Origin of the sequence: Streptomyces doebereineriae (assembly GCF_031845645.1) — a bacterium.
GTDB classification, from domain to species: domain Bacteria; phylum Actinomycetota; class Actinomycetes; order Streptomycetales; family Streptomycetaceae; genus Streptomyces; species Streptomyces canus.
Window position 1 is genome coordinate 511,644 of sequence record NZ_JAVREZ010000006.1, and the last position, 21,672, is coordinate 533,315.

Sequence of the window (21,672 nt, forward strand, 5' to 3'; positions counted from 1 at the left end):
CGTCCTCCGGGCAGGGCCCGCGTCACCCGTTCACCCCCGCATAATGCCGAAGACTCCACCCCCACAGCACCCGCGACCCCAGGTACGCCACCACGCCCAGCAGTGGCGACACCGCCGCCAGCCAGTACGGGACGCCGGTGTCGTGGCCGTGGCCGGTCAGGACCGCTGCCGGGAAGTAGGCGACGAAGGCGAGGGGGAGGCCGTAGGTGAGGAGACCGCCGACCGCCTTCGGGAGGACGTTGAGGGGATAGCTGCCGAAGGTGCCGAGGAGTTCCTCCAGCCAGCGGCTCCAGTAGTCGGCGGCCGGGAAGCGCAGCGCCGCGCAGGTGATCGCCGTGAAGAGGGCCGCCTCCAGGAACATGCCCCCGATGATGGCGGCGATCAGATAGGAGACGCGGCCCGGTGTCCAGTCCAGCTGGCTGCGGCTCAGTGCGCCGACCATCAGGCCCACCGCGACCGTCAGGTCGCCGATCGCGTTCGTGGGGAAGAAGGCCAGCTGGAGTTGGCGGTACACCGGCATCGGGCGGGTCAGGTAGATGTCGATCCTGCCCTCCTGGATCTGCCGGCCCGCGCCGTGCACCCGGCCCAGCAACAGGACGAACAGTCCGTGCGCGAGCATCCTCGTCGCCGGGATCAGCAGGACCTCCGAGCTGTCCCAGCCGCCCATCCCGGTGAACCGGGTCAGCAGCACCGTGGCGAACACGATCACCGACACCTGCCAGATCGCGCCGATCGCGATCATCAGCAGGAACTCGGTGCGGTACTCCAGCTGGGCACGGAAGTTGAGACGCGTGACGCGCCACGCGATCCGCATGCCGTTCACTGGCCTCAGCCTCCTTGGGAGATGACGCGGCGGGCGGCCCGCCGCCACAGGAAACGGGTGAACAGGAAGAGCGCCACCACCCAGAACGCCTGGATCGCCAGCTGCTCGAAGGCGTCGGAGAGCGGGATGCGCCCGATGTAGAGGGACAGCGGCACGCTCAACGTGGCCTGGAACGGCAGGAATGTGCTCAGCGTGATGAACCAGTCCGGGAAGAACCACAGCGGCGCGTACACACCGGACAGCAGGTTCTGCGCGAAGATCAGGATCAGCATCGCCGCGTTGTTGCGGACCGTCCAGAAGCACAGCTGGTCCAGGGTGAGCAGCACGAAGTACAGGACGCACTGGCCGAGCAGCAGACTCAGCGCGAACACCCCCGCCACCGCGGCCGACCTGGGCGGATCCACCACCCCGGCCGTGAGACAGACCAGGTAGCCGCCGAGCGCCCACGCGAAGCCGTACACCTGCTCGCCGAGAGCGCGCAGCGCGTGGTAGCGCTGGGGCGGCAGCGGGCGCAGATACCAGTAGACGATCGTGCCGAAGTGCATGTGCTGGAGCACGGTGTCCCGGCCCGCGTACTGGTCCAACTCCCTGAGGCGGGAGGCGAGTACGGCCAGCACGGCGTACGTGACGGCCTGGCCCTCGGTGAGGCCCGCGGTGGTGCCGGTGTGTGAGTACAGGCCGTGCCACAGGGAAGCCACCAGGACCACCTGGACGGCCAGGCGGACCAGGACGGCCGTCATCCGGGGCGGCGCGTGCAGCTCGCCGAGCGGGGTGACGCGGGCGGCGCGCCAGCCGTGCAGGACGGCCATGTCAGACCGCCTCGGCGTGGACGTAGGCCGCCCGCATCACGTCTTCGAGGTCGGCCTCGTCGATGGCGACGCCCGTCACCTCGTACCGCTCGATGACCGCCTTCAGCGCCTGGTGCACGGTGGGGGAGTCCGGTCCGTCGGGGCTCTCGGGGCCGAACACGACCTGGGGACCCTCCTTGCGCAGCACCGCGATGCCCGGCAGCGGGACGACGTCCGTGTGCGCGTCGGCGAGGGTCGCGCGGACCTGCCAGGTGGAGCCGAACCTGCGGCGGATCTCGTCGAGGCTGCCGTCGAGGACGAGCCGGCCGTGGTTGATCAGGACGACCCGCTCGGCGAGCCGCTCGACCTCGGTCATGTCGTGGGTGGTCAGCAGGACCGTACGGCCGCGTTCCTCCACCTGGTGGCGCAGGAACTCCCGCACCTGCTCCTTGACCACCACGTCCATGCCGATGGTCGGCTCGTCGAGGAAGACGACCGGCGGGTCGTGCAGCAGCGCGGCGGCCAGGTCGCAGCGCACCCGTTGGCCCAGGGAGAGGTGGCGCACCCGGGTGTCCCAGAACGTGGAGAGTTCCAGGATGTCGTCGAACTCCTTGAGGCGCGCGGCGTGTTCGGCCTTCGGCACCTCGTAGATGTCCCTGAGGATCGAGAACGACTCGCGCACCGGCAGGTCCCACCACAGCTGGGTGCGCTGCCCGAACACCGCCCCGATGTTACGGGCGTTGCGTTCGCGATCCTGGTACGGCACCACGCCCGCCACCCGGGCCTCGCCGGAGGTGGGCGTGAGGATGCCGGTGAGCACCTTGATGGTGGTGGACTTGCCGGCGCCGTTCGGGCCGAGCAGCGCGAGGAGTTCGCCGGGCGCCACGTCGAAGGTGATGTCCGAGACGGCGTGCTTGGCGACCCGCTCCGGGTTGACCAGGGAGCGAAGGGTGCCGGCGAGGCCGGGGCGACGGACGGTGGTATGGAAGGTGCGGGACAGGCCGCGAACCTCGATGCTTCCGGGCACGCTGTGAACTCCCTTGTTGCGAACAAGAGTTGCGGCCGGTCGGCTTGGAAGGCCGACCGGCCGCGGGTACACCATGACCGTCGCAGAATCTCGATCACATTGGCAATGGATTAATCCACTGGTGAATTGGACTAATCGATCACCGGGAAAGCACCGAGAAGACGAACGAGAACTCCGCCGGCTCGGCCCGCAGGTGGTACTGCGGCAGCGGGCCCGGTCCGCAGGACTGCGAGCCGATGCCGTGGTGGCCGTGGTCGAGGTTGACCCAGACCGTGTCACCGGGGGTGAGGTCGGTGAGATGGGCGGCCGCGTCCAGCTGCTCGGTCGTCCAGCGCCGGGCGGTGAACGAGAACTCCGGGTCGCCCTCGATGCGCAGACCGCCGAGCTCCACCCAGCGGACGTCGGCGCGGGCGCCGTTCTCCTGCGGGCGCAGATACGGCGTCTGCAGCTCGTCCACGCTCGCCTGCCAGCGCCCGACCATGGACGCCTTCCTGGTGTCCGGGTAGGCCTCGCCGGGCCCGCCGCCGTACCACTTCACCTGGTCGGCCTCGGGGAGCCCGAGCCGGATGCCGAGCCGGGGCAGCGGCTGGGTCCACTCGCCCTCGGGGCCCACGGACACCGTCAGGCGAAGCCGCGAGCCGTCCGAGGTCCAGCGGTAGACCACACCCAGGCCCACCTCACGGGCCGCGGGCGCCACCCGGGTCCGGACCGTCAGTGCGTCCTCGCCGAGTTCCACCGAGGACAGGCGGTGCCGCATCCTGTGCAGGCCCAGGGTCCGCCACAGAGAGCTGTAGCGGATGCCGGAGGCCCACTCCGTGCCCTCGTCGTTGTCGGTCGTCGCCCGCCACACGTCCAGACGCGGGCTCTCGACGGCGACCCCGCCGATCGCCTTGAGCGCACCGGTACGGCCGTCGAAGGAGGCCGGACCCAGGGTGATCAGCTTCTCGCCGCGCACCGGCCGGTCGGTGGGCGCGACGGAGGGCCGTACCCCTGAGGAAGCCGGGAACTGGCCCCACGCGACGACGTGGTCCTTCGGCGCCCAGGCCGTGTCGGACGCCAGCAGCGCCCGCACCGTCCACTGCGCCTCCGCGGCCTCGTGCGCGGGCGGCTCCGGCAGCTTCAGGTCCGCCGACTCCCCGGGTGCCAGCGCCGGCACCGAGAGCGTGCCGGCCTCGACCGTCTCGCCGTCCACCTGGTACGACCACTCGAAGGCGAGCCCGGACAGGTCGGCGAAGTCGTACGTGTTGGTGACCCGTACGGTGCCGTCGGCGCCGTCGATGCGGACCGGCTCGATGACCTTCTTGTACTCGATCAGGCCGGGGGAGGGTGTGCGGTCCGGGAAGATCAGGCCGTCGCAGACGAAGTTGCCGTCGTGCAGCTCCTCGCCGAAGTCGCCGCCGTAGGCGTAACCGAGCTCGGCGTGCTTGACGCCGTGGTCGATCCACTCCCAGATGAAGCCGCCCTGGAGACGGTCGTACTTCTCGAAGAGCTCCTGGTAGTCGGCGATGCCACCGGGGCCGTTGCCCATGGCGTGGCCGTACTCGCACTGGATGAAGGGGAGTCCGCGGCGCTTGTGGGTGCCGCCGTCCAGCTCCTTGCCGATCTGCTCGACCTCGGCGTGGTTCGCGTACATCCGCGAATACACGTCGGTGTCCCGGCAGTTCCAGTCGCCTTCGTAGTGCACCAGGCGCGAGGAGTCACGGGCGTGGATCCACTCGGCCATCGCGGTCAGGCCGCGGCCGGTGCCGGCCTCGTTGCCCAGCGACCAGAAGACGATCGAGGGGTGGTTCTTGTCGCGTTCGACCATGCGGGCCGCCCGGTCCAGGAGGGCCGGGGTCCAGCGGTCGTCGTCGACGGGGTTGTCGCGCCAGTCCTGCTCGGTGAAGCCGTGGGTCTCCAGGTCGCACTCGTCGATGACCCACAGGCCGTACTCGTCGCACAGGTCCAGGAAGGCCGGGTGCGGCGGGTAGTGCGAGGTGCGCACGGCGTTGATGTTGTGCCGCTTCATCAGCAGCACGTCCTCGCGCATGGTCTCCAGGTCGAGGGTGCGGCCCTTCTCGGGGTGCCACTCGTGCCGGTTGACGCCCTTGAACAGGACCGCCTTGCCGTTGACCTTGATCAGACCGTCTTCGAGGACGACCGTACGGAAGCCGATCCTGAGCGGGACCCGCTCGCCCTCGGTGACCAGCTCGCCGTCGTAGAGCCGGGGGCTCTCGGCGCTCCACGGTGCCACCAGGGTGGTCGCCGGCTCGCCGGTGGCGACATCGATGTCGAGGGCGGGCACGAGCACCCGGCCGTCGACGTCGGAGTCGACACGCAGGGTGCCCTCGCCCGTGAGGTGGTCGTAGGAGGCGTGCACGAAGAAGTCGAGGACGCCGCCCGCCGGGCGGTGCAGCAGGGTCACCTCGCGGAAGATGCCCGGCAGCCACCACTGGTCCTGGTCCTCCAGGTAGGACCCGGCCGACCACTGGTGCACCCGGACCGCGAGGACGTTGCCCTTCGGCTTCAGCAGATGGCCGACCGCGAACTCGTGCGCGAGGCGGGAGCCCTTGAACTCGCCGATGTCCGTGCCGTTGAGCCAGACCCGGGCGCAGGACTCGACACCGTCGAACCGGATGACCGCACCGCCGTCGGCGGGCCAGTCCTCCGGCAGGTCGAAGACGCGCAGGTGGTCACCGGTCGGGTTCTCGGTGGGGACGTGCGGCGGGTCCACCGGGAAGGGGTAGAGATGGTTGGTGTAGATGGGCAGCCCGAAGGCCCCGTCTCCCTGGAGGACCCAGTGCCCGGGGACCGTGACCTCGGCCCAGCCGTCGGCGTCGTATCCCTCCTCGGCGAAGGAGTCGTCCTCGGCGTCGGCGGTCGCCGAGAGCCTAAAGCGCCAGGCGCCGTCGAGGGGCAGGGCCTTCGCGTCGGAGGAGGCGTACCAGGCGCGGGGCGGGAGGGCCCCGCTGCCGGGTGAGACGTCCTCGACGTAGTCGAAAGCGCTGGTCGTGCGGAAAGACATCGGTCTCCAGGTCCTGAGAGAGGTGTCAGCCCTTGATGCCGGTCTGCGCGATCCCCTGGACCAGCCAGCGCTGGAGGAAGAGGAACACGAACACCAGGGGCAGGATGGAAACGGCGGCGGCCATGAAGATCAGGTGGAAGTTCACGGTCTGGTTGGTCATGAAGGAGGAGAGCGCGATCTGGACGGTCCAGGAACTCGGGTCCTGACCCATGACCAGGGGCCACAGGAAGGAGTTCCAGGCGCTGATGAACGTGATCGTGGCGATGGCCGCGAAGAAGTTCAGCGAGTTGGGTACGACGATCCGCCAGTACGCGCCCCAGTAGCCGAGCCCGTCCACGCGTGCCGCCTCCTCCAGCTCCTTCGGGAATCCCAGGAAGTACTGCCGGAACAGGAAGCAGGTGAAGCCGCTGAACAGGCCGGGGATGATCAGACCACGATACGTGTCCACCCAGCCGAGGGACGAGACCAGTACGAAGCTGGGCACGAAGGTCACGGCCGTCGGGACCATCAGGGTCGCCAGGACGGCGTAGAAGACCTTGTTGGCGTGCTTGTAGGGGATGCGGGCCAGACCGTAGCCGGCCAGGGAGCACACCAGGAGGGTGCCCAGGGTGGTCGAGACGGCGACGACCAGCGAGTTCACCATGGAGCGGCCGAACTCGACCGTGGGGTCGTGGAACAGTTCGGAGATGTTGCCCCACTGGAACGAGGGCAGCACCTTCCAGTTCTCGCCCGTGATCTCGAGATCCGTGGAGAGGGCGTTGCGGACGATCAGGTAGAAGGGGATCAGGAACAGCAGGGCGGCGATGCCGACGGCTGCGTACAGTCCCGCGTTGCCGAGGACGTCCCGGCCCTTCCTGCGCTGCTTGCCGAGCTGAGGTGCGGTGGTGGTCACTTGCCCTCCTCCCCCCTTCCGAAGCCCATGAACTTGCCCTGGATCAGGGTGACGAGGCAGATGAGCAGCGACAGGATGACCGCGCCCGCGCTGCCGGCGCCGTAGTCCTGGCTGGTGCCGAGGGCCGCCTTGTAGAGCTCCATGAGCGGTGTCTGGGCCCAGGTCGCCTTCTGGCCGATGATGTTGAAGAACTCGTCGAACGCCTGGTACGCGGCAATGAGCAGCAGCAGGATCACGGCGGTCGAGGTGGCGCGCAGTTGCGGCAGCGTGATGTACCGGAAGGTCTGCCAGCCCGGCTTGGCGCCGTCGATGGCCGCGGCCTCGTACAGCTCGCCCGGGATGTTCTGCAGCGCCGCCAGGAACAGGATCATGTAGAAGCCGGACTGGATCCACAGACGCAGGCTCACGATGACCACCCAATACCAGGGCGGGCTGGGGTTGGCCAGATAGGCGATGTTCTCGACGCCGAACCAGCCGAGGACGGTGTTCATCAGACCGAAGCGGACGCCGCTGAAGATGGACATCTTCCAGATCAGCGCGGCGGCCACGTAGGAGACGGCGGTCGGCAGGAAGAACACCGAGCGGAAGAACGCCCGCATGAACCGCAGCCGGTGCACCAGCAGCGCCAGACCCAGCGACAGCGCCCAGGTGGTCGGCACGATGAACGCGGCGAACACGCTGAACGTCAGCAGTGAGTCGGGGAAGTTGCTGTTGGTCAGGATCTGCTTGTAGTTGTCGAAGCCGATGAAGTGGCTCGGTGTGACGGTGTACCGCGCGTCGAAGAAGCTGAGCCAGACGCTCCAGAAGATCGGCACGAAGACGAAGATCACCAGGCCGATGAGGAAGGGCCCGGTGAAGAGCCAGAAGTTGAAGGTGGGGTTGCCCCGCAGGCCCCGCCTCGGCCGGGCCGGGGAGGCCTTGGCCGGGGCGGGCTGGGCGACCCCGCGCGTGGTGGTGGTCGACATGTCGTGGGGTTCCCTGCGGCCTATCCGAACAGCTTCTTGAGTTCGACGTTGACCTTCTTGTCGCAGGTGTCGAGCGCCGACTCCGGGTTGCCGTTCTTACGGATGGAGGAGGCGATCACCTCGGCGAACGCGGTCTGCATCGTCTGGTCGTAGGCGATGTTGTCGAAGTGGCCGTAGTCGGTGAAGAGCTTCACGCCCTCGGCGGGCAGGCCCGTCTTGAGCTTGGTCGCCGAGTTGGCGATCGAGGTGCGCGGCGGGATGTGGAAGCCGTACGAGGTGGCCCAGTCCTCCTGGTACTGCTTCTGGTCGATCCACAGCCACTTGACGTATTCCTTGGCGGCCTCGACGTTCTTGCCCTTGGCGTTGACGAAGATCGACCAGCCGCCGTTGTAGACGGACTGCTTGCCGGCGGACCCGATCTTCGGGAACGGGAAGATGCCGAGGTCGTCGCCGAGCGCCTGCTGCATCGCCGGCATGGACCACATGCCGCCCCACTGCATGGCACACAGACCCTGGTTGAGCGAGGACGGGTCCCAGAAGTCGGTCGGGGCGTCGAGGAGCACGTCACCGCTGGTGAACAGCTGGCGCAGCTGCTTGAGGCCCTCGACGACGCCGTCCGTGTGGTAGGCGATCTCGTTCTTCTCGTTGATGGTGTCGGCACCGGCGGACCAGATGATGACGTTCTGGATCGCGGTGAAGTCGTTGCCGAGGAAGGCGCCCTTGACCTTGCTGGTGGTGAGCTTGGCGGCGGCCTCGATCAGCTCTTCCAGCGTGGTGGGGACCTCGACCTTGGCCTTCTCGAACATCGACTTGCGGTAGTAGAAGAACTGCGGGTCGTCGATCATCCGTATCCCGTAGATCTTCCCGTCGACCGTGTGGGACTTGATGTCGTTCGGGTTGAAGTCGTCCTTGACCGGGTCGATCAGGTCGGTCAGGTCCGCCACCTGGCCGCTCTTGACGAGCTGCAGCTGCGGGTGGAACTCGAAGACGTCGGGCGCCTTCTTGGTGAGCAGGGCCGCGAAGAGCGCGGACTCGAAGTTGTCGCCCGTGATCCAGTTGGTGCTCACGTTGGCCTTCTTGTACGCGGCCGCGTACTTCTTGATGGCCTGCTCCGTGCCCGCCTCGCCGTAGGCGTGGAAGTACTGGGTGAGCGCCTCGCCCGATCCTCCGCTGCTCCGCCCGGTGTTCCCGCCGCACGCGGCCAGTCCGCCGGCGGCGGCCAGGCCCATCGCGGCCTGCAGAACGTTTCGACGGTTCCAGTTGGTGTTGCTCAATGCCGACATGCTGACGTCCTTGTCTCGAATACGGCTGCGGCTCTGTGCCATGGCTCTGCGGCTCAGCGCCAGGTGGCTCAAATGGACCTGCGGTGCGGGACGTTAACCTTCGGCTAAGGCTTCGGCAAGGGGTTGGACGAAGTCTGCACGAAGCGTTGTGTGGCGTTCGGGATACCGGACGCCCCGGGGTCACGGGCCGCCGCACCAGCGGCCCGCAACCCCCTTGCAGATGTGACGTGTTACTGCTTGAACCAGGCCTGGTTGGTCCCGCCGTTGCAGGACCACAGGCCGACCTTGCTGCCCTCGGCCGTCGCCTGTCCGCCGACGTCCAGGCAGGTGCCGGACGCCTCGCTGACGACTTGGCCGTTGGAGTTCAGCAGCCATTGCCGGCTGCCGTCACGGGTCGCTTCCGGGCTCGTCGTGAGCCCCGAACTCCCCGCAGTCAGATAGCCGTTCACGCCCTTCAGGCGGCCCTTCGCGTCGTACGACCACACCTGCTCGGACCCGCCCGTGCAGCTGCTGATCACCGCACCCGAGGCGTTCGCGGTCAGGCATTTGCCGGACTGCTTGCCCTGGAGCGCGCCCGTGACCGCCGAAGTGCCGTGGCCCTTCTGGTCGAGGACGTACGTCGTGATGGACCGGGCCGGCAGGGTCGCCGAGGCTGTGCCGCCCTTGACCGACGGCTTCGCCACGTTCGCCCAGCTCTCGGTCGCCGAGGTCCGTACGGCCTTGCTCGCGCGGACCGGCGCCTTGCTGTTGAAGTGCAGCTTTACCGCGGTGTCGGTGGTGTTGTGGTTGTTGACCACGACGACCCACTTGCCGTGGTCGTCGTACGTCGACACCTCGACGCCGTCCGGTACACCGGTCACGTTGTGGGCGACCGAGCCCGGCCGGACGAACTTGCTGTACTGGCCGAGCGCGTAGTAGCGCTTGGTGTAGTACAGGGTCTGGTTGCCGTTGGTGGCGTAGTTCGGGTCGTAGTAGATCAGGCCGTCGTTCCAGCCCTCGGCGTTCTTCGCGAGGGGGTCGGAGCCGATCTGCTCCGACAGGGCGACCCACCACTGGAACGCCGAGTCGTGCGCGGTCGCGAAGTCCTTGTAGATGATCCGGGAGAGGTTCAGACCACCGTCGATCGTGGGGTCGTACTCCTGCGCCCAGCCCGTGCCGCCGTTGCCGAAGCAGCAGATCTCCGTGGACCAGGACTGCTTGCCGACCGACTTGGACGTCTCGTAGATCTTCGCCCGCTGGTCGTCGCCCGGATTGTTGTACGTGTGGTGGGCGAGCTTGTCGACGTACTGGGCGGTGTCCGGCTGCGAGATCCACTGCGGGACCTCGGTGTTGAAGCTCACCGTGCTACTGGACTCGTCCGCGATGATGCCGGTCCTCTGACCCCGGGCCTGCTGCTCGGCGCCCAACGCCCGCACGATGTCGTCGCGTTGGTCGACCGGCACCAGCATGCCCTCCTGGCCGCAGTCGCCGAAGCTGTTGGTCGGCTCGTTGAAGGGGCTGATGTAGTCGAACCGCACGCCCTGTTTGACGAAGTGGTCCGTGACGTCCGCGACGTAGTCCGCGAAGTCCTGCGTGTTCTCAGCCTTCAGATAGCCGCCGCAGCTCTTGGCGTTGGTCTTCCACTGCGCGGGCGCGCTGTTGACGAAGGCGATCAGGTCCTTCACGCCGTACTTGGCGGCCGCGTACAGGAAGGTACGGCCCGCCTTGTCCTTGCTCCAGTCGTACGACCCGTCGTCCTTCAGGAAGTCCTCGGGAGCGCGCGGCGCGTAGGTCACGCCGGTGCCGCCACCGCCGATGTTGTAGCGGTAACTGCTCAGCGCCAGGCCGTCCTTGGAGAACAGCAGCTTGGACACCCGGGCCTGGACCTTCGGGTCGAAGTTCTTCAGGTCGTTGACCCACCAGGCGCCCGAGGCACCGATGTTGTCGATGGTCTGGGCGGCGTGCGGGGACACCTCGGCCACCGTGGGGGTGGCGGCCGAGGCGGGCGGGGCGGATATCAGGGGTCCCGCGACAGCGAACGCGGCTGCGGCTGTCAGCAGGGCCGATCTCGTGCGGTGGGGGTTGCCAGCTGCTCTCCGGGGAGCGCGCACGTGGTTTACCTCGATCGTGTGATGGTCGGCTTCTGGGCTTGCGGTGTGCTGGGCCGTTCGGGCTACGGTGATCGTGCGATCTGGGACGCCGGGTACGGCGCCAGCGTGCGGGGCCCCCGTCTCCACCGGAGCGATGGTTCGGGGCCTCCCCGTCGCCTCTGGCCGTACCCAACTGGCCAGATCGTGAGGGAACTGGCCTCCCGGGATCGGACCACGGACAGGATCCGTGTCGCTGCCTCGGGGTCGAGTACGCCGGGGACCTGGGGGTACCTCCCACGCCCTTAAGGCAGTGGGGGAGCGCCCAAGACCGTTCGGGGCGTGCGGCAGAGCGGGCTCATTCCTGCTCCGTCCAGAGGAACGGTGAGACACGTGCATCCCTTCCGTCGTCATGAAGGTGGTGCGGTACGGCTCCTAGCGGGGGTCGTGCGTCTTCGTCCTTGCCGGGGTGGTGCGTTTCGCAGACCTCTGCCCGACCGACTGGAGCGCCCCTTCGAGCGCGAACGTCGCCGCGCCCAGACACGCCGGGTCCGTCGGGATCGGGGAGAGGACGATCTCGGTGGCGGCCATCGGCCGGGGCAGCGCGTGCCGGGCGACGGCCTCGCGCACCTCCGCGACCAGGGGCTCGCCGAGGGCGGCCGCGACCCAGCTGCTGAGCACGACCACCTCGGGGTTGAACAGGTTGACCAGGTGCGCGATGGAGGCGCCCAGATAACGGGCGGTGTGCCGGACGACCCTGACCGCCACCGGGTCCTGGGTGAGCATCCCCTGGGCCAGCGCGGCGATCGTCGCCGTCTGGTCGCCCGGGTGCAGCAGCTCGCTGTCGGGGCTCAGCTCGCGCAGGTTCAGCATGATCCCGGGCGCGCCCACGTACGTCTCCACACAGCCGTGGTTGCCGCAGCGGCACAGGCGTCCGTCCAGGACGATCGTGTTGTGGCCCCACTCGCCGGCGCTGTTGGAGACACCGCGATGCAGTGCGCCGCCCAGGACGAGCCCGGCGCCCACGCCGGTCCCGAGGGTGACCACCACGGCGTTCCCGCTCCCGCGCGCCGCCCCGAACCACAGCTCGGCCACGGCGACGGCACGCAGCGGGTTGTCCAGGTAGAGCGGGTAGGCGATGTACTCGGAGAGCAGGTCGACCAGCGGCACGTCGTGCCAGTCCCAGTTGGGCGCGTACTCCGAGATGCCGGTGGCGCGGTCCACCTGCCCCGGCACGCTCACGCCGACACCGAGCACCCGGGCGCCCTCGATCCCGGCCTGCGTGACCACCGAGCCGACGGCGGCGGCGACATGGCCGACCAGCTGCTCGGGGAGGCTCTCGCCGGGGCGGACGTCCTCCTCGGCGCGGGCCAGCACGTTCAGCGCGAGGTCGAACAGCTCGACATGGACGTACGTCTCCGCGATGTCCACGCCGATCAACGCGCCCCCCGACGCGTTGACCGCCACGAGCCCCCGGGGGCGCCCGCCTGCCGATTCCTCGAACCCGACCTCCGTGATCATGCGGAGGTCGAGCAGCTCGCCCACGAGCGTGGCGACCGTGGCCAGGCTCAGCCCGGTGGCCGCCGCCAGCTCCTGCCGGGAGGTGGGCGACTCGGCGATGATCTGGCGCAACACCTCGTAGCGGTTCGCGGTGCGGATGTCACGTGATGTGCGCTTCATCGGGGCCGGCCCCCATCCCTTCGCTCATGCCGGGACGACAGTGGCACCGGCGCGGCGCAAGATTATGGGCTGCGGGGGACTTTGTACAAGGGGTTAGGAAAGGGGCTTTATAAAGTCAGTCGGCGAGTACGGTCCGGACGAAGGCGTTGGCGAATTTTCCCTCGGGGTCCAGCTCACGCGCCAGCTTCCGGAAGTCGCCGAGCCTCGGGTAGCGCTCGCGCAGCAGGTCCGCGGGCGTGGTGAAGACCTTCCCCCAGTGCGGCCGCGCGTCGAAGGGGTCCAGCGCCTCCTCCAGCCGGTGCACCACCGGCAGGACGGCCGCGGTGTCCTCGATCCAGGTGAAGTGCAAGGCCACGGTGTCCCGGCCGTAGGAGGGGCTCAGCCACTGCTCGTCGGCGGCCACGGTCCGCACCTCGCAGATCTGGAGCACCCCGGCGACCGTCTCCCGGATGCCGTCCACCGCGTGCAGCGCCTCGACGGCGTGCTCGCGCGGCAGCAGGTACTCCGACTGGAGCTCCGTTCCGCTGCTCGGCGTGAACTCGGCCCGGAAGTGCGGCAGCCGGTCCTGCCAGGGGCCCGCCACCCCGAACTGCTCGGTGCAGTTGACCCCGGGCATCCCCGGCACCGGGTGCATCTTCTCGGTGGCGGGCGCGGCCCAGGGGAAGTCGGCGAGCGGCTGGTCCGTCCGCCGCTTGACCCATGCCTGCCGGAAGCCCGGCGCCCGCCAGTCGGTGAACAGGCTGACGCTGTACGCCGAGGCCATGACCGTCCCGAAGGTCGCCGAGTCCAGCCCGGTGAGGGGGAGTTCGGTGAAGACGTACTGCTCCACGTCGAAGGAGGGCACGAGGTCCAGGGTGAGCGCGGTGACGACACCGAGCGCGCCCAGCGAGGTGACCGCCCCGCCGAAGCGCGGGTCGTCCCGGCCGATGGCCAGCACGGAGCCGTCCGCGGTGATCAGCTCCACCTCGCGCACGGCCGACGAGAGCGGACCGTTGCCCACGCCCGAGCCGTGGGTGCCGGTCGCCACCGAGCCGGCCACGGAAATGTGCGGCAGTGAAGCCATGTTGGGCAGCGCGAGACCGTGGGTGTACACCACGCGGGCGAGTTCGGCGTAGCGGACGCCGCCCGAGACCCGTACCGTACGGGCCGCCGTGTCCACGTCGATCACCGGCGGCAGGTCGGCGATCGACAGCAGCACGCCCTCGGGGCCGGGCTCGGCGATCTCGTTGAAGGAGTGCCCGCTGCCCAGCACCCGCACGCTCGCGCTGCCCGCCACCAGGGCGGCGACCCCGTCGAGCGAGTACGGCCGGTGCAGTTCCTTGGCGGAGTAGGTGATGTTCCCCGCCCAGTTGGTGATCGTCTCCGACATGTCCGTCGTTCCTCCCGGAAGTGTGTATGCGTTGACCCTCTCATTTGTCGGGGCCTACCGTAGAGAGCGGTTACTACAAGCTTTCCGTCGGTCTGGAGGATCACCACCTTGCCCGAGCGACCCCAGGCGCTGTTCGCCATGACCGCCGAGAACGTGCCGCTCGTCTTCCCGCCCGAGGTGCTGGCACGGCTGCGGGAGTCCGTGGACATCGATCCCGGGTTGGTGGCCGAGGACCTCGCCGACCCGGCACTCGCGGACGTCCTGGCCCGCACCGAGATCCTCGTGACCGGCTGGGGCTGCCCCCGCCTGGACGCGGCCGTCCTCGACGCGGCCCCGAAACTCCGGGCCGTCCTGCACTCGGCCGGGTCGGTCAAGGGCTTCGCCACTCCCGAGATCTGGCGGCGCGGGATCGCCGTGTCCTCGGCGGCCGAGGCCAACGCGGTGCCCGTCGCCGAGTACACGCTCGCCGTGATCCTGCTCGCCGGCAAGGACGTCTTCGTGCGCCGGGAGCGGCTGCGCACCGAGCGGGCGTCTCCCGGCTGGGGGATCGTGCCCGGTATCGGCAACCACGGGCGGCGGGTCGGTGTGATCGGGGCGTCCCGGATCGGGCGGAAGGTGATCGAGCTGCTGCGGCCGTTCGACCTCTCGGTCGGCCTGACCGACCCCTACGTCGACGAGAGCGCTGCCTCGGAGCTGGGCGTCCCGCTGCTGCCGCTGGACGAGCTCCTGCGCACCTCGGAGATCGTGACCGTCCACGCCCCGGAGACCCCCGAGACCCGGCATCTCATCGGTCGCCGCGAGCTGGCCCTGATGCCGGACGGAGCGGTGCTGGTCAACACCGCGCGCGGGTCGCTCGTCGACACGGACGCCCTCGTCGCGGAACTGCGAACAGGTCGCCTCTCCGCGGTCCTCGACGTCACCGACCCGGAACCCCTGCCCGCCGACTCGCCGCTGCACGAGCTCCCGGGTGCCTTCGTCACGCCGCACCTCGCGGGATCGCAGGGCAACGAACTGGCGCGGCTGGGCCTGGCGGTCGCAGGAGAGGCCGAGCGGGTGGTGTCCGGGGCAGGGGTGGCGTTCCCGGTGACGTTCGAGGCTCTGGAGCGCGGGGCCTGAGGCGTCGGCAGCCTGCCTGGTCAGTAGCCTGCCTGGTCATGAGCCCCGACACACACCCCGAGCCTCACCCGCAACGCCTCCCCGCCTCCCTCCCGCAGACCGAGCTCACCCGGCATCGCCGCCTGCGCGAACAGGGCAGCCTGGACCGGGCCGATCTGGAGGCGATCCTCGACGCGGGGTTCGTCTGTCATCTGGGTGTGGTGGTCGAGGGGCGGCCCCTGGTCGTGCCCACGGTGTACGGGTGGGACGAGCGACACCTGTACGTGCACGGCTCGGTGGCCGGCCGCAGCCTCGCGGGCGGTTCGCCGGTCTGCGTCACGGTCACGCACGTCGACGGGCTGGTCCTCGCGCGGTCCGTCTTCGAGCACGGCGTCAACTACCGCAGCGCCATGATCCACGGTGAGGCCCGCAAGGTGACCGACCCGCAGGAGAAGCTGGCGGGCCTGCGCCTGCTCACCGACCACGCGGCGCCAGGGCAGTGGGCGTATGCCCGGCAGCCGAGCCGCAAGGAACTCGCGGCCACCACCCTGCTCGCCGTCTCCCTGGAGGAGGCCTCCGTCAAGATCCGCACCGGCGCGCCCGACGACGGCGACGGACCCGACGCGGCGCTGGGGCTGTGGGCCGGTGTGCTTCCGCTCACCTCGACGTGGGAGGCGCCTGTTCCCGACCCGCTCCTGCCGCAGGAAACGCCCGTACCGACCCATATAGCTCGCCGTGAGGGGACCCGGCACGGGTGATGTCGGTGCGAGGGCATACCGTGAGGAGTCGGTCGTACGTCTGAGCCGGGAGGAGACACGGGATGGGCAGCCGTACCGCGCTGGTCGAGGATCTGATGGAGCGGTTTCCGCAGGTGCCGCGGGAAGCCGTCTTCAAGGAGGACCTGCTGCGAGGTGGCGTGGCCTTCGACCCGTCCGCCCTCAGCGACAACGAGTCGGGGGAGATGAAGCCGAAGTCGTACTTCATCTTCTCCTTCGACCACGGCACGCTGCCGGAGCTCGGCGAGGCCGCGCTGCGGCGCCCGCCGGAGGAGATCATCCTCACCGGCGGGCCGTACGACCTCAGGCGGACCGTGGTGTCGGTGCGGGTGAACCCCGCCTCGCCCTACCGCGTGGCGGCCGACGACTCCGGCATGCTCGGGCTCTACCTCGACGGCAAGCGGATCGCCGACGTGGGTGTGCCGCCGATGCCGGAGTACTACCGGCACAAGCTCTCCAACGGGAAGTCCGTGATGGAGGTCGCCCCGACCATCCAGTGGGGCTACCTGATCTATCTGACCGTCTTCCGGGTGTGCCAGTACTTCGGCGCCAAGGAGGAGTGCCAGTACTGCGACATCAACCACAACTGGCGCCAGCACAAGGCGGCGGGGCGGCCGTACACGGGCGTCAAGGACGTGGACGAGGTCCTGGAGGCGCTCGAGATCATCAACCGGTACGACACCGACAAGATCTCCACCGCCTACACGCTCACCGGCGGCGCGATCACCTCGAAGCTCCAGGGCCGGGACGAGGCCGACTTCTACGGCATGTACGCGAAGGCCATCGAGGAGCACTTCCCGGGCCGCTGGATCGGCAAGGTCGTCGCGCAGGCGCTGCCGAAGGACGACGTGCAGCGCTTCAAGGACTACGGCGTGCAGATCTACCACCCCAACTACGAGGTGTGGGACGAGTATCTGTTCAAGATGTACTGCCCGGGCAAGGAGCGGTATGTCGGCCGGGACGAGTGGCACAAGCGGATCCTGGACTCGGCGGAGATCTTCGGCGCGCGCAATGTGATCCCCAATTTCGTGGCGGGCGTGGAGATGGCCGAGCCGTTCGGCTTCAAGACGGTCGACGAGGCGATCGCGTCCACGACGGAGGGCCTGCGCTTCTTCATGTCGCAGGGCATCACACCCCGCTTCACCACGTGGTGCCCGGAACCCACGACCCCGCTCGGCAAGGCCAACCCGCAGGGCGCGCCGCTGGAGTACCACATCCGGCTGCTCCAGGCCTATCGCCAGACGATGGACGACTTCGGACTGTCCTCGCCTCCCGGCTACGGCCCGCCCGGACCCGGCCGTGCCGTCTTCTCCGTGAGCTCCTTCATGGACAGCCTTCCGGCGCAGGAGCCGGTCGAGGTGTAACTCGGCACCGCCGAAACGGATAGGGCGTGGGCCGCGGAGACCTTTGGGTCCGCGGCCCACTCGGCTGTGTCGAAGGATTTATCGACAAGGTGACCGGAGTGGTCGCCGCTCCGCACATTTTCGCGATGAGTTGCACCCGGTATCGAGATTTCCCGGCGTTCTTTCCGTATAACTCTCGTAACAGCGCTCCCGGTCGTGCGCTCCGACCACTGGCGCGAACCCTCGGTAACCGATTTGAATAGCCTGCTTGTCAGTTGTGTGGGAGACGTGAAAGGCTCCTGTCCTGCCGCGAGGTTCCCCCCAACTCCTTTGCCAGTATGGCGAGTTGACCTCGCTTTGGATGCAGGAGACCCATGCCCGACCTGCCGACCCCCCAGGACGCCGCCGAGGCCGCGCTGTTCTCCGAGTGCTGGGATGCCGTGCTGTCGTACGCCGATCTGTGCACGGCCGGCTCCACCGCCGCCACCGAGCTGGCCACGGAGGCGTTCTCCCTCGGCATGCGCGAGGCCCGTGAGGCGGAGGCCGCCTCCCGCGGCGCCGGCCGCCGTCCGGCCCGGCTGCCCCGAATACCTCTGCTGCTGACCGCTGTTCGCACGACGGCGGCGGACTGGGAGACACAGGGTCTGGGCCACCGGCTCGACCCCGATCTGCGGCTGTGGCTCAACTCGGACAAGGCCGCCCGCTACACCGGCCCACCGCTCCAGCGGCCGATCGCGCTGCGCGGACTGCGCGATCTGCAGGCAGCGGACGCCGAACTGCTGTGGCTGGCCGAGGTGGAGGCGCTGCCGCTGTCCGCGGTGGCCCGCCGGCTCGGCCTCGACCCGGCCAGCGTGGGCGACGAACTCGCCCAGGTGCGCGGCCTCTTCCGGGACCGCAGCCACCGCAACCATCTCGACATGCCGATGGACGCGCAGTGCCGCAGCTACGCCCGGCTGCTGGACGCGGTCACCCGGTCCACCTCCGGCGAGACCCCGGACGACCTCTCCCACCACCTCGCGAGATGCCGGCAGTGCGCGGAGGCCGCAGCCTGTCTTCGACTGCACGGCGGCGGGCTGCCCGCGGCCCTCGCGGGCGGGGTGATCGGCTGGGGCGGGCTCGCCTATCTGGAACGCCGCCGCCGGGCCGCCGAGGTACGCCTTGGCGCGGGGCGCCCGGAGGCACTGGAGAGCGGGCCCCCGAACCCCGGCGCGCACAAGGCGAAGGTCGTGCGCAACGGACTGCTCGTCGCGGCCGTCCTCGTCTCCCTGCTCGCCCTCGCCGTCTCGATGATGCCGGGAGGCGACACGGGGAACAGTGCCGCCAAGCCCGGCACCGCTACCTCCGCCGACGGCCAGCCGGTGGCCAACCCCAGCTCGTCGGTCCCCGCCGCCACGTCCCGGGCGCCCGGCTCGGCGGGTCCGTCGCACACGCCCAGCGGGAACCCGTCCGAGTCCACGGGTGCGAAGAACTCCGACCCGGAACCCCAGGGGACCTCCTCCGCCGGTGCCGCGGAACCGGAGCCCAGCGTGAGCGTCACACCGTCCTGCCAGGTCGAGTACACCCTCGTCAACCAGTGGCCCGACGGCTTCCAGGGCGCCGTCACCGTCACCACCACCGAGGCGCTCAGCGACTGGCGGGTCACCTGGTCCTTCAAGGACGGCCAGAAGGTGACGCAGATGTGGGACGGGAGCTTCACCCAGAGCGGTGCGAAGGTCACCGCGAGCGCCGCCGACTACAACAAGTCGGTCCCGGCGCACGGTTCGCTCTCCGTCGGCTTCCTCGCGTCCTGGCAGGGCAGGAACGCCCCGGCGTACCACTTCTCCCTCAACGGGCGGGAGTGCGCGAAGTCCTGACGCCTTCGGCCCAGTCGGGGGCTGTCGCGCCTACTTGGCCGCCCACAGCCCCCGGACGTGTCCGATGTGCCGGGTCATCACCGCGTGGACCGCCTGCTCGTCGCGGGCGATCAGCGCGTCGAGGAGTTCGAGGTGCTCCTCGGCGGAGGCCAGCAGGCGGCCGGACTTCACCAGCGGGGTGAGGCCGTAGAGCCGTGACCGCTTGCGGAGGTCGCCGACCACCTCGACCAGGTGGGCGTTGCCCGCGAGGGCGAGCAGGCCGAGGTGGAACCGGGTGTCGGCCTCGACGTACGCGATGAGGTCACCGGACACCGCCGCCTGGACGATCTCCCGGGCCGCGGGGCGCAGCGCCTCCAGGGAGACCGGGTCGGCGGTCGAGGCCAGCTCCACGATGGTCGGGATCTCGATGAGCGAGCGGATGTGGGTGTACTCGTCGAGCTGCTTCTCGGAGACCGCGGTGACCCGGAAGCCCTTGTTGGGGACGGTGTCGACCAGGCCCTCCTTGGCGAGGTCGAGCATGGCCTCGCGCACGGGGGTGGCCGACACACCGAAGCGGGCGGCGAGCGCGGGCGCCGAGTGCACCTGGCCCGGGAGCAGTTCGCCCGCGATCAGCGCGGCCCGCAGGGCGTCGGCGACCCGCTCCCGGTAGCTGCTCTTCTTGCCGCCGAGGACGGGCAGGGCGGGGGTGCTGGATCGCTGGGCGGCCATGAGGGGCATCTCCTAGTGGTGCAATGTCACGCGGCACCCGGCATTATCCTCGACGCCCTCGGGGCTCACAGGACGAATCCCGCCGGGAACGGATCGGTCGGGTCGAGCAGGTACTGGGCCGTGCCGGTGATCCACGCCCGCCCGGTGAAACTGGGCAGGACGGCGGGGCGGCCCGCCACCTCGGTGGTGCCGAGGAGCCGGCCCGTGAACCGCGTCCCGATGAAGGACTCGTTCACGAACTCGGTGTGCAACGGGAGTTCGCCGCGCGCGTGCAGCTGGGCCATGCGCGCGCTGGTGCCGGTGCCGCAGGGGGAGCGGTCGAACCAGCCGGGGTGGATGGCCATCGCGTGCCGGGAGTGGCGGGCGGTCGCGCCGGGCGCGATCAGGTGGACGTGGTGACAGCCGCGGATGGACGGATCCTCGGGGTGGACGGGCTCCTCCTCGGCGTTGATCGCCTCCATGAGGGACAGCCCCGCCTTCAGGATGTCGTCCTTGCGGGCCCGCTCGAAGGGCAGCCCGAACTGGTCCAGCGGCAGGATGGCGTAGAAGTTGCCGCCGTACGCCAGGTCATATGTCACCGTCCGCCCGTCGGCCAGTGCGATCTTGCGGTCGAGGGCGACGGCGAAGGACGGCACGTTCTGCAGCGTGACGTGCTTCGCCCTGCCGTCCTCCACCGCGACCTCGGCGACGACCAGGCCCGCCGGGGTGTCGAGCCGGATCGTGGTGACCGGCTCGACGACCTCGACCATGCCGGTCTCCACCAGCACGGTCGCCACCCCGATCGTGCCGTGTCCGCACATCGGCAGATAGCCCGAGACCTCGATGTACACCACACCCCAGTCGCAGTCCGGGCGGGTCGGCGGCTGGAGGATCGCGCCGCTCATCGCCGAGTGCCCGCGCGGCTCGTTCATCAGGAGCTGCTTGATGTCGTCGCGGTGCTCACGGAAGTACAGCCGGCGCTCGTTCATGGTCGCGCCGGGGATCGTGCCGATGCCGCCGGTGATCACACGGGTCGGCATGCCCTCGGTGTGCGAGTCGACGGCGTGCAGGACGAGTTTGCTGCGCATGGTCCGCTCTCCTTGACGAGTTACGCGAGTCCCGCGGCGACGGCCTTCTCCGTGGCGGCCCGTACGACCGCCTCCTGCTCGGGCAGCAGGGGGACGCGCGGTGGACGCACGGGCCCGCCGTGCCGGCCGACGATGTCCATCGACATCTTGATCGCCTGCACGAACTCGACCTTGGAGTCCCAGCGCAGCAGCGGGTGCAGCTGCTCGTACAGCTTCTTCGCGGTGGCGAGGTCGCCGGCCACGGCCGCCCGGTACAACTCGACGGAGGCCCTGGGGAGCGCGTTCGGATAGCCGGCCACCCAGCCCTTGGCCCCCGCGATCGCGAGCTCCAGCAGGACGTCGTCGGCTCCGATCAACAAGTCCAGTTCCGGGGCGAGTTCGGCCAGCTGGTAGGCGCGGCGGACATCACCGGAGAACTCCTTGACCGCGCGGATGAACCCCTCGGAGTGCAGTGTGGCCAGCAGCTCCGGCACCAGGTCGACCTTGGTGTCGATGGGGTTGTTGTACGCCACGATCGGCACACCCGCCTTCGCGACCTCGCCGTAGTGCGCGAGGACCGACCGCTCGTCGGCGCGGTAGGCGTTGGGCGGCAGCAGCATCACGGACCCACAGCCCGCGTCCCGCGCCTGCTCGGCCCAGCGGCGGGACTCCGCCGAGCCGTACGCGGCGACGCCCGGCATCACCCGCTCGCCGCCGATCGCGGCCACGGCCGTTTCGACGACCTTGGCCCGCTCCTCGGGGGTGAGTACCTGGTACTCGCCGAGCGAGCCGTTCGGTACGACGCCGTCGCAGCCGTTCTCGACCAGCCAGGCGCAGTGTTCGGCGTACTTGGCGTAGTTCACCGACAGGTCGTCGTTCAACGGGAGGGCGGTGGCGACGAGAACTCCGCGCCACGGACGAAGGCTGGTGGTCATGTGGATCCCCTCTCAATAG

The 21,672-nt window shown here is 69.4% G+C and carries 17 protein-coding genes; 4 read left to right on the forward strand and 13 right to left on the reverse strand.

The window, feature by feature from the left end; translation table 11 throughout:
* Positions 1 to 22: 22 nt before the first annotated feature.
* The 10 genes from RNB18_RS20910 to RNB18_RS20955 form a co-directional block, all read right to left on the reverse strand.
* Complete coding sequence (locus RNB18_RS20910; RefSeq protein ID WP_062036493.1) at positions 23 to 823, reverse strand: ABC transporter permease; 801 nt, start codon at positions 821 to 823, stop codon at positions 23 to 25.
* Positions 824 to 828: 5 nt separating this feature from the next.
* The gene (locus RNB18_RS20915) at positions 829 to 1,632 is read right to left on the reverse strand and encodes an ABC transporter permease (protein ID WP_311715594.1); all 804 of its coding nucleotides are present in this window, start codon (positions 1,630 to 1,632) and stop codon (positions 829 to 831) included.
* Between the two features lies 1 nt (position 1,633).
* Positions 1,634 to 2,638: an ABC transporter ATP-binding protein gene (locus RNB18_RS20920; RefSeq protein ID WP_057610992.1), complete on the reverse strand. Its 1,005-nt coding sequence runs from the start codon at positions 2,636 to 2,638 to the stop codon at positions 1,634 to 1,636.
* A gap of 139 nt (positions 2,639 to 2,777) precedes the next feature.
* Entirely contained in the window at positions 2,778 to 5,642 is a 2,865-nt protein-coding gene (locus tag RNB18_RS20925) for a glycoside hydrolase family 2 TIM barrel-domain containing protein (RefSeq protein WP_311715595.1), read from the reverse strand.
* A 25-nt stretch (positions 5,643 to 5,667) separates the two neighbouring features.
* Complete coding sequence (locus RNB18_RS20930) at positions 5,668 to 6,534, reverse strand: carbohydrate ABC transporter permease (protein WP_311715596.1); 867 nt, start codon at positions 6,532 to 6,534, stop codon at positions 5,668 to 5,670.
* Complete coding sequence (locus RNB18_RS20935; protein ID WP_311715597.1) at positions 6,531 to 7,499, reverse strand: carbohydrate ABC transporter permease; 969 nt, start codon at positions 7,497 to 7,499, stop codon at positions 6,531 to 6,533. The genes RNB18_RS20930 and RNB18_RS20935 overlap by 4 nt, the downstream gene beginning before the upstream one ends.
* Before the next feature lie 20 nt (positions 7,500 to 7,519).
* The gene (locus RNB18_RS20940) at positions 7,520 to 8,782 is read right to left on the reverse strand and encodes an ABC transporter substrate-binding protein (RefSeq protein ID WP_311715598.1); all 1,263 of its coding nucleotides are present in this window, start codon (positions 8,780 to 8,782) and stop codon (positions 7,520 to 7,522) included.
* 230 nt (positions 8,783 to 9,012) lie between these two features.
* On the reverse strand, positions 9,013 to 10,872 hold the full coding sequence (locus RNB18_RS20945) for a glycoside hydrolase (RefSeq protein WP_311715599.1): 1,860 nt from the start codon (positions 10,870 to 10,872) through the stop codon (positions 9,013 to 9,015).
* A 411-nt stretch (positions 10,873 to 11,283) separates the two neighbouring features.
* A complete protein-coding gene (locus RNB18_RS20950; protein ID WP_311715600.1) occupies positions 11,284 to 12,528 on the reverse strand; it encodes an ROK family transcriptional regulator in 1,245 nt (414 codons plus the stop codon).
* A 115-nt stretch (positions 12,529 to 12,643) separates the two neighbouring features.
* The gene (locus tag RNB18_RS20955) at positions 12,644 to 13,897 is read right to left on the reverse strand and encodes a D-arabinono-1,4-lactone oxidase (RefSeq protein ID WP_311715601.1); all 1,254 of its coding nucleotides are present in this window, start codon (positions 13,895 to 13,897) and stop codon (positions 12,644 to 12,646) included.
* 108 nt (positions 13,898 to 14,005) lie between these two features.
* Between RNB18_RS20955 and RNB18_RS20960 the strand changes: the two genes are divergently transcribed.
* The 4 genes from RNB18_RS20960 to RNB18_RS20975 all read left to right on the forward strand — a co-directional run bounded on the left by RNB18_RS20960 (position 14,006) and on the right by RNB18_RS20975 (position 18,964).
* Entirely contained in the window at positions 14,006 to 15,013 is a 1,008-nt protein-coding gene (locus RNB18_RS20960; protein ID WP_311715602.1) for a hydroxyacid dehydrogenase, read from the forward strand.
* 38 nt (positions 15,014 to 15,051) lie between these two features.
* Complete coding sequence (locus RNB18_RS20965; protein ID WP_311715603.1) at positions 15,052 to 15,750, forward strand: pyridoxamine 5'-phosphate oxidase family protein; 699 nt, start codon at positions 15,052 to 15,054, stop codon at positions 15,748 to 15,750.
* 62 nt (positions 15,751 to 15,812) lie between these two features.
* Positions 15,813 to 17,132: a radical SAM protein gene (locus tag RNB18_RS20970; protein ID WP_311715604.1), complete on the forward strand. Its 1,320-nt coding sequence runs from the start codon at positions 15,813 to 15,815 to the stop codon at positions 17,130 to 17,132.
* 353 nt (positions 17,133 to 17,485) lie between these two features.
* The gene (locus RNB18_RS20975; RefSeq protein WP_311715605.1) at positions 17,486 to 18,964 is read left to right on the forward strand and encodes a cellulose-binding domain-containing protein; all 1,479 of its coding nucleotides are present in this window, start codon (positions 17,486 to 17,488) and stop codon (positions 18,962 to 18,964) included.
* A 30-nt stretch (positions 18,965 to 18,994) separates the two neighbouring features.
* Here RNB18_RS20975 and RNB18_RS20980 read toward each other — a convergent pair whose 3' ends face one another.
* The 3 genes from RNB18_RS20980 to RNB18_RS20990 all read right to left on the reverse strand — a co-directional run bounded on the left by RNB18_RS20980 (position 18,995) and on the right by RNB18_RS20990 (position 21,653).
* Positions 18,995 to 19,672: a GntR family transcriptional regulator gene (locus RNB18_RS20980; RefSeq protein WP_311715606.1), complete on the reverse strand. Its 678-nt coding sequence runs from the start codon at positions 19,670 to 19,672 to the stop codon at positions 18,995 to 18,997.
* 65 nt (positions 19,673 to 19,737) lie between these two features.
* A complete protein-coding gene (locus RNB18_RS20985) occupies positions 19,738 to 20,739 on the reverse strand; it encodes a proline racemase family protein (RefSeq protein WP_311715607.1) in 1,002 nt (333 codons plus the stop codon).
* A 20-nt stretch (positions 20,740 to 20,759) separates the two neighbouring features.
* Complete coding sequence (locus tag RNB18_RS20990) at positions 20,760 to 21,653, reverse strand: dihydrodipicolinate synthase family protein (protein ID WP_311715608.1); 894 nt, start codon at positions 21,651 to 21,653, stop codon at positions 20,760 to 20,762.
* Between the last annotated feature and the right edge of the window lie 19 nt (positions 21,654 to 21,672).

What these genes read in the sequence shown, in the direction of transcription:
- RNB18_RS20915 (WP_311715594.1), bottom strand. Translation starts at nt 1,632, where the DNA reads ATGGCCGTCCTGCACGGCTGGCGCGCCGCCCGCGTCACCCCGCTCGGC.
- RNB18_RS20925 (WP_311715595.1), bottom strand. Translation starts at nt 5,642, where the DNA reads ATGTCTTTCCGCACGACCAGCGCTTTCGACTACGTCGAGGACGTCTCA.
- RNB18_RS20935 (WP_311715597.1), bottom strand. Translation starts at nt 7,499, where the DNA reads ATGTCGACCACCACCACGCGCGGGGTCGCCCAGCCCGCCCCGGCCAAG.
- RNB18_RS20940 (WP_311715598.1), bottom strand. Translation starts at nt 8,782, where the DNA reads ATGTCGGCATTGAGCAACACCAACTGGAACCGTCGAAACGTTCTGCAG.
- RNB18_RS20950 (WP_311715600.1), bottom strand. Translation starts at nt 12,528, where the DNA reads ATGAAGCGCACATCACGTGACATCCGCACCGCGAACCGCTACGAGGTG.
- RNB18_RS20955 (WP_311715601.1), bottom strand. Translation starts at nt 13,897, where the DNA reads ATGTCGGAGACGATCACCAACTGGGCGGGGAACATCACCTACTCCGCC.
- RNB18_RS20965 (WP_311715603.1), top strand. Translation starts at nt 15,052, where the DNA reads ATGAGCCCCGACACACACCCCGAGCCTCACCCGCAACGCCTCCCCGCC.
- RNB18_RS20970 (WP_311715604.1), top strand. Translation starts at nt 15,813, where the DNA reads ATGGGCAGCCGTACCGCGCTGGTCGAGGATCTGATGGAGCGGTTTCCG.
- RNB18_RS20975 (WP_311715605.1), top strand. Translation starts at nt 17,486, where the DNA reads ATGCCCGACCTGCCGACCCCCCAGGACGCCGCCGAGGCCGCGCTGTTC.
- RNB18_RS20980 (WP_311715606.1), bottom strand. Translation starts at nt 19,672, where the DNA reads ATGGCCGCCCAGCGATCCAGCACCCCCGCCCTGCCCGTCCTCGGCGGC.
- RNB18_RS20985 (WP_311715607.1), bottom strand. Translation starts at nt 20,739, where the DNA reads ATGCGCAGCAAACTCGTCCTGCACGCCGTCGACTCGCACACCGAGGGC.
- RNB18_RS20990 (WP_311715608.1), bottom strand. Translation starts at nt 21,653, where the DNA reads ATGACCACCAGCCTTCGTCCGTGGCGCGGAGTTCTCGTCGCCACCGCC.